Origin of the sequence: Bradyrhizobium sp. F1.4.3 (assembly GCF_040548375.1) — a bacterium.
Taxonomy (GTDB): domain Bacteria; phylum Pseudomonadota; class Alphaproteobacteria; order Rhizobiales; family Xanthobacteraceae; genus Bradyrhizobium.
The window spans coordinates 1-1,300 of record NZ_JBEPRN010000045.1 but is presented as its reverse complement, the minus strand read 5'-3'; the positions used below and the strand labels follow the sequence as shown (position 1 = coordinate 1,300).

Genomic DNA, 1,300 nt, shown 5'->3' with positions numbered 1-1,300 from the left:
ATCCCAACGTCGTCGACCGGAAGGCGCTCGAGGCCGCCGTCAACGCATTGTCCGACCAATGGAAACCGCGGCGACGCGCCACGCGGCCAAAATAGGCGTCAAGCGCCAATCGAAGGGCCGCAGCGCTACGCTTACAATCTACGCTCCCTAGAATGCAGCGGGTCGCCAGCTCCCCATTACGGAATTTGCCCATAAGGCAGGAATTATAGGCGATGCGTGTCGTGCCGCAGTCGTCGCAAGCCTCCATGTGGCCGCCGAGCGCCTCGGTCCGGCACGCCACGATCGCGCTCATCACGCGCCGCTCGACCCGACCGAGATGACCGGCATGTACACGGCGATAGGTGTCGCCATGCCGGCGCAGAATATCGGCAATCTCGATGGCGGGTCTGTTGGAGCGGCTGTCGGGGCGGATCATCACCCGCATCCCCCGCGGATCATCCAGGTGGCGTCACCTTCAGCGACAGACGATCTGGTTCAGCGCCGGCCACGAGATGCCGGTCGAGACCAGATGCACCTGGAAGGCGCGGACCTCTTCCAGCTACAATCGGTCAGGCGATCGGCCAAAATAGCGGCTGAACTTCGAAACCGCGCTGATGTAGGATCGTTGCGTCGCCGGCGACAGATTGCGGACGGTCATGTCTTTCGATCATGCGGCTGCGAAGAGGGCACGAATTGGGCATCTCGATACTCCTGTCTGAGGGGGATGGGCTCCAACACCCACATCCTCTCAGCCAGGAGGCGATCTACGCCACCTTGCCCCTCACGCCGCGGCAGCGGCTTCGTTCAATCCCAAATCGATTCAGCCTAACCCCATGCCGCTTTAGCCCGGTCGGCTGCGGCGCGATGCCGTGCCTGTCCTCTCCTGTAATCACTGCTCAGTGGCCAGCTACTCTGCGATTCCGACCTGACAGAAGATATCGTTATCAGAGCCGGTACGGCGGCTTGAGCCTTGATCTGAGGTCGCGAGACGACCGGCTTTGTGGCGGTAACCGGCCGAGATCAGCGCAGCGATCGATAGCCCTAGTTGACGGCCGCCACGAGGAGACGAGCGTTAATCCCGGCATCATAGACGGGCAATCCAGTGGCCCTGCGTATGCGACCTGAGACTCTCGCAAATATTGTGCACTCGCATAGAATGGCTGCAATATTCTCACGATTACTGATGCGGACAATCATGTCATCAGTATCGGCCAGGACAGCCTGAACGTTTATCTCACCTTCCTTCTCCCACATGTAGGAGTAACTCGCTGTCCCTTCCAACCCTTCGATGACCAATCGAGATTGCTGTGTGATACCGAGC

The 1,300-nt window shown here is 60.1% G+C and carries 1 protein-coding gene and 2 pseudogenes; all 3 read right to left on the bottom strand.

Going from position 1 to position 1,300, the window contains the following annotated elements; translation table 11 throughout:
• Positions 1 to 415 (bottom strand): transposase zinc-binding domain-containing protein (locus tag ABIB73_RS37515; RefSeq protein WP_354232495.1); only part of this gene is annotated, 415 nt, incomplete at its 3' end.
• 45 nt (positions 416 to 460) lie between these two features.
• Positions 461 to 680 (bottom strand): annotated as a pseudogene (locus ABIB73_RS37510) (phage integrase N-terminal SAM-like domain-containing protein); the annotation flags it as partial.
• A 340-nt stretch (positions 681 to 1,020) separates the two neighbouring features.
• A pseudogene (locus ABIB73_RS37505) lies at positions 1,021 to 1,300 on the bottom strand (hypothetical protein); the annotation flags it as partial.